At 65.5% G+C, this 4,927-nt stretch carries 8 protein-coding genes; 2 read left to right on the top strand and 6 right to left on the bottom strand.

Features of this window, described 5'->3' with window-relative positions:
• The 4 genes from rpsM to WB508_RS06895 form a co-directional block, all read right to left on the bottom strand.
• A partial coding sequence (gene rpsM / locus WB508_RS06880; RefSeq protein WP_423844147.1) for a 30S ribosomal protein S13 occupies positions 1–172 on the bottom strand: 172 nt, incomplete at its 3' end.
• A 180-nt stretch (positions 173–352) separates the two neighbouring features.
• Positions 353–466, bottom strand: a complete 114-nt coding sequence (gene rpmJ / locus WB508_RS06885; RefSeq protein ID WP_118394364.1) for a 50S ribosomal protein L36 — start codon at positions 464–466, stop codon at positions 353–355.
• Between the two features lie 34 nt (positions 467–500).
• A complete protein-coding gene (gene infA / locus WB508_RS06890) occupies positions 501–722 on the bottom strand; it encodes a translation initiation factor IF-1 (protein ID WP_423844142.1) in 222 nt (73 codons plus the stop codon).
• Positions 723–900: 178 nt separating this feature from the next.
• Complete coding sequence (locus WB508_RS06895) at positions 901–1,353, bottom strand: Lrp/AsnC family transcriptional regulator (protein ID WP_423844143.1); 453 nt, start codon at positions 1,351–1,353, stop codon at positions 901–903.
• A 142-nt stretch (positions 1,354–1,495) separates the two neighbouring features.
• Here WB508_RS06895 and ddaH point away from each other — a divergent pair, with 142 nt between their 5' ends.
• Positions 1,496–2,353, top strand: coding sequence for a dimethylargininase (gene ddaH / locus WB508_RS06900; protein ID WP_423844144.1), 858 nt, complete (start codon positions 1,496–1,498; stop codon positions 2,351–2,353).
• 56 nt (positions 2,354–2,409) lie between these two features.
• On the top strand, positions 2,410–3,480 hold the full coding sequence (locus WB508_RS06905) for a CHAP domain-containing protein (protein ID WP_423844145.1): 1,071 nt from the start codon (positions 2,410–2,412) through the stop codon (positions 3,478–3,480).
• 9 nt (positions 3,481–3,489) lie between these two features.
• On the opposite strand, the gene map is transcribed toward WB508_RS06905, so the two are convergent.
• Together map and WB508_RS06915 are read right to left on the bottom strand one after the other, a co-directional pair.
• The gene (gene map, locus WB508_RS06910) at positions 3,490–4,332 is read right to left on the bottom strand and encodes a type I methionyl aminopeptidase (protein WP_423844146.1); all 843 of its coding nucleotides are present in this window, start codon (positions 4,330–4,332) and stop codon (positions 3,490–3,492) included.
• 5 nt (positions 4,333–4,337) lie between these two features.
• On the bottom strand, positions 4,338–4,901 hold the full coding sequence (locus WB508_RS06915; RefSeq protein WP_423844148.1) for an adenylate kinase: 564 nt from the start codon (positions 4,899–4,901) through the stop codon (positions 4,338–4,340).
• Positions 4,902–4,927 lie beyond the last annotated feature (26 nt).

The following is a 4,927-nucleotide window of genomic DNA, read 5'->3' on the forward strand; positions in this document are numbered from 1 at the left end:
CACGCAGCGCGACGAGGTCGTTGTCGTCGAGCTCGTGGACGCGCTTGTCCGGGCTGATGCCGGTGGCGGCGAGGGTCTGGATGGCGCGAGTGCGACCGATCCCAAAAACATAGGTGAGTGCGATCTCAACGCGCTTGTCGCGCGGGAGGTCGACTCCAACGAGGCGTGCCATGGAGGCAGTTCCTTCCGTTCGGCGAGGTGTGGCACCTGAGGCATCCCGACTGCCTCCCAGATCGTGGCGATCTGGAGTCGGGCCCCGGCCTACGCTCCGGGGGTGACCCGCCCACGGCTGTGGACGAGAGCGATCAGGTGTTCAGTACTGCTGGGTGAAGAAGGCCTGCTGGGCCCTGCGTCAGCCCTGGCGCTGCTTGTGCCGGGGGTTTTCGCAGAGAACCATGACGCGGCCGTGGCGACGGATCACCTTGCACTTGTCACAGATCTTCTTCACGCTCGGGTTGACCTTCATCGATTCTCTTTCGGGTCCTGAACGTGGTGGATGTTCACTTGTAGCGGTACACGATGCGACCGCGGCTGAGGTCGTACGGCGAGAGCTCGACCACGACCCGGTCCTCGGGGAGGATACGGATGTAGTGCTGACGCATCTTGCCACTGATGTGGGCGAGTACCTTGTGCCCGTTCTGCAGCTCGACACGGAACATCGCGTTGGGCAGTGCCTCGACTACGGCACCTTCCATCTCGATGACGCCTTCTTTTTTCGCCATGACCTCTTCTTCGGTTGCTTCGTCTGCGGTTGACCGGGCACATGCCTGACCCGCTTCGAAACTGAAGCCTGCGGGGCAGGATGACATGGGCCGAATCGGCCGACTCATCATTCTAGGCAAAGCGCCCTCCAGACTCAAATCGCGGTCATGTTGCAGCGACCCCGGCAGGGGCAGCCGCTCACGCAGACGGTCGTGGAGACGGCCGGTCGATCAGCCGCGACAACACGATGGCGGTATTGGTGTGATCGATGTTCGAGACCTCGATGCGCACCCGTTCCAGGGCCTGTTCGAGATCGCGCACGTCGCGAGCCACGATCCGCAGCATCGCATCGGCCGGACCCGAGACGGTGGCCGCCGAGTGCACCTCGGGGACGCGCAGGAAGGCGGCCTGGAGCTCCGCCGGAGAAATCGTTCCTTGACAGTGCACCTCGACGTAGGCCTCAGTGGTCCATCCCATGGCGTCGGGATCGAGCACTGCGGTGAAGCCGCTGATGACCCCATCGGCGACCAGCCTGTCGGTACGACGCTTGACGGCTGGGGCCGACAGGCCGACGCGCTCTCCGATCGCGGCGAAGCTGGCGCGGCCGTCCTCGAGCAGACACGTGAGCAGGCGGCGGTCGACATCGTCCATCCGGCCAGTCTTGCAAGAAAAATCGATATTCGGCGAATCAACGCAAGATCATGCCACCCAGAATCGCTGTTTCGGCTTCTTCATCCGACTGGATCGGGGCTTACAGTTGAAACGTTGCTCTGACTCTTGCTGGGAGGCACCCTTGACCGTTCTCGACACGCGCGTCCGCCCCACGTCGTCGCGGCTACCGCGTACCCGTCACTACGTCATGTGCCCCCCGGACCACTTCGCCGTTGAGTACGCGATCAACCCGTGGATGGACACCGCTGTTGCAGTCGACCACTCGCGAGCCCTGCTGCAGTGGGACGTGCTGCGCAACACCTACTTGAGCCTGGGCCACCACGTCGACCTCGTGCCGCCCATGCCGGGTCAGCCTGACATGGTGTTCTCCGCCAACGGCGGACTCATCGTCGGCGATCGCGCCTACGGCGCCCGATTCACGTTCGCCGAACGCGCCGCCGAGGGCCCGGCCTTCGCCGCGTGGATGCGCAGCCAAGGCCTCACCGTCACCGAGCCCGGCTTCACCAACGAGGGTGAGGGCGACTTCCTTGCCCTCGGCTCGATGATCCTGGCCGGAACCGGTTTCCGCACCAGTCTCGACGCGCACATCGAGGCGGCCGCGACGCTCGACCGTCCCGTGGTATCGCTGGAGCTGGTCGATCCCCGCTTCTACCACCTCGACGTGGCTCTGGCCGTGCTCGACGATGGCAACGGAGACACACCGGCCGACGTCGCTTACTACCCCGGCGCCTTCAGCCGGCACAGCCGACGCACGCTGCGCGATCTGTTCCCCGACGCAACCATCGTCAGCGAGGCCGACGCCCTGGTTCTCGGACTGAACGCGGTGAGCGACGGCCAGAACGTCATCGTGCCATCGCAGGCTCGCGACTTCGCCGAGCAGCTCACGGACCGCGGATACACGCCGGTGCCCGTCGACCTGTCGGAGTTCTTGAAGTCCGGCGGCAGCGTCAAGTGCTGCACGATGGAGCGACACCGCTGACGTAACATCTGCCACTTATTTCCCATGAGCCACATCTGTCACGTAATCTATCTCACGTGCGTCGCTCCAGAGCGCTGTTCATCGCGCTGTTCCTCGCCGCCCTGCTGACACCGGTCAGCCGGGCCGATGCGTCGTACTCAGTGGTCTGCAGTGGATACTCCTCGTGCGAATCCAAGGGATACAGCAACTTCGACTACTCCGCGAAGCAGCGCACGAGCTATTGGGCCATGTACACGGGGACCAACTGCACCAACTACGTCGCCTATCGTCTGGTGACGACCAACGGCATGCCCAACAAACGGCCGAAATCTGGCGTCGGCAACGCGCGCGACTGGGGCACGACGATGTCATCCATCACCGATTCGACGCCTGCGGTTGGCGCCGTCGCGTGGTGGGGTCGCAGCAGCGGCGGCAACCACGTGGCCTACATCGAGAAGGTCGTGTCACCCACGGAGATCTGGGTGTCCGAGTCGAACTGGAGCGGCGCCTTCGACTGGCGCAAGATCACCAAGTCCGGTTCCGGCTGGCCCGACGGGATCATTCACTTCGCCGATCCGGTGCCGACCACCGACAGCCCGTTGAGCTCGACCGTCGCACCGGAGTTCTCCTCAGTTCCCACCGCCGACGTCGAGCTCACAGCAGATCCCGGCACCTGGTCACCCGCCGGGCTGGACTACACGTTCTCCTACCAGTGGTTGATCGACGGCACCACCGAGATCTCAGGCGCCACGTCAAGCACCTTCACTCCGTCGGCGGACATGCTGGGGCGGCCACTGTCGGTCCGCGTCACCGCCGGATCCTCGGGGTACGCGTCGAAGAGCGTGACGTCGGAGGCGGCCGAGGTATGGCCTCGAGCTCTCACGTCGGTCAGGGCGCCGGAGATCCTCGGCGCCGCCAAGGTCGGCACCCGACTCTCCGCAGACGAGGGCGACTGGTTTCCCTATCCGGACGAGATGACCTACCAGTGGTTCGCCGATGCCAAGCCCATCACCGGGGCCACGGCTGCGTCATTCGTCCCCACCGCCGCCCAGCGCGGCACGACGCTCACGCTCGAGGTCGTCGCCCAACACCCCGATTACGAGGCTGTGACGTTGGTGTCGTCACCCACTCAGCGCGTCGCTCCCTGAGCTGCGGGTTCAGGTGGCGGGCGCCCCGCACGGAAGGCCCATCGAGCCGAGTTGCTCACGTCCGCCGTCGGCAGCAGTGAGCACCCACGCACCCCTCTCGGTCAGGGTGAAGGTGTGCTCGGCGTGGGCGGCCCGACTGCCGTCCAGCGTCACGATGGTCCAGCCGTCATCGAGGGTGCGATTGCGCGAGGTGCCGATGCTGACCATCGGCTCGACTGCGAGCACGAGTCCGGGCACGAGTCGGGTGGTGCGGCCACGGCTGGCCACGTTGGGGATCCAGGGCGGCTGGTGCATGGTGGTGCCGATGCCGTGTCCCGTCAGGCCCTCGGCGATTCCGTAGGAGGCGCCGGCTGCCACGATCGATGCCTCGATCGCCGCGCTGATGTCACCGACCTTCCCCCCGATGCGCGCTGCGCCGATCCCGGCCCACAGTGCAGCTTCGGTGACCCGGATCAGCTCGACGTCGATGGCCCGCGGTTCGCCGATCGTGAAGGAGACTGCGGCATCACCGTGCCAGCCGTCGATGATCGCCCCGCAGTCGACCGACACGAGGTCACCGTCACGCAGCACCCGCGGTCCCGGGATGCCATGCACGATTTCGTCATTGACCGACGTGCAGATGACCCCGGGAAATCCCCCGTGTCCCTCATCGTCGGCGCCGTAGTTCCAGAAGTTGGAAGTGGCCCCGTGCGCGGCGATCGACTCCCGCGCGATGCGGTCCAGGTCTCCCGTGGTCATCCCAGCGCCGGCTTGGGATTTCACCGCCTGCAGCGTTTCGGCCACCACGAGTCCCGCCTGACGCATGATTTCGATCTGCGCTGGCGTCTTGAGCTCGACCTGCTCCCGAAACACCGGAATCAGGCAGGCAGCGCGTCGTCGATGCGGGCCGACACCTCGGCGACATCGCCGACACCGTCGATCTGCATCAGCAGACCGCGCTGGCTGTAGACGTCGATCAAGGGGGCGGTCTCGTCGGTGTAGACCTGTTGGCGATGCCGGATGACGGCTTCGGTGTCGTCGGCACGGCCACTGGTCTCGGCTCGCTTCAGCAACCGCTGGATCAGTTCTTCGGGATCGACGACCAGCTCCACGACTCCGTCGAGTCCGGAGCCGAGCTCATCGAGGATTCCGTCGAGCGTCGCGACCTGGTCAAGAGTCCGCGGGTAGCCGTCGAGAATGAATGACTCCCGGGCGTCATCGTGGCCCAGCCGGTCTCGCACCATGGCGTTGGTGATCTCATCGGGCACGTACTCGCCGGCGTCCATGTACCGCTGAGCCTCACGGCCTAGCTCGGTCTGCTGCTGGACGTTGGCTCGGAAGATGTCCCCTGTGGAGATGTGCGCGCCGCCGACTCGTTCGGCCAACGACACGGCCTGCGTCCCCTTGCCCGCACCGGGCGGTCCCATGATGAGCAACCGCATCAGCGCAAGAACCCTTCGTAGTTGCG

Source organism: Aeromicrobium sp. (assembly GCF_049586495.1).
In the GTDB taxonomy this organism is placed as follows: Bacteria; Actinomycetota; Actinomycetes; order Propionibacteriales; family Nocardioidaceae; genus Aeromicrobium.